The 257-nt window shown below is 63.4% G+C and carries 1 protein-coding gene; it reads right to left on the bottom strand.

From position 1 onward, the window contains the following. Positions 1-226 (bottom strand): hypothetical protein (locus ACWXWW_RS18165; RefSeq protein WP_455971426.1); only part of this gene is annotated, 226 nt, incomplete at its 3' end. Positions 227-257 lie beyond the last annotated feature (31 nt).

The following is a 257-nucleotide window of genomic DNA, read 5'->3' as shown; positions in this document are numbered from 1 at the left end:
CCCGTAAGGCGACTTTCAGGTGCGGCTGATCCCTGTAGGGTGCCATGTCTACATAACGATCGACCGGGCGGTCGCCCGGATCGAGATCCAGGGGCGCCACCCAGTGGCCCTGCGCCTCCAGGCGAGCCGCCAACGCCCTGAGGTCCCGTTCGCGAAACAGGACCGTGTCCGCGTGATCGACGGTGCGGTCGTTCGAACTGAAATTGTATTCGGTGGTATGCACCACCAGTCCCCCTGGTTTCACACAGTCGAGCGAG

It is taken from the genome of Microbacterium sp. KNMS (genome assembly GCF_053851835.1).
The sequence above is the reverse complement of the archived record's forward strand: the minus strand, read 5'-3'. Positions and strand labels throughout refer to the sequence as shown.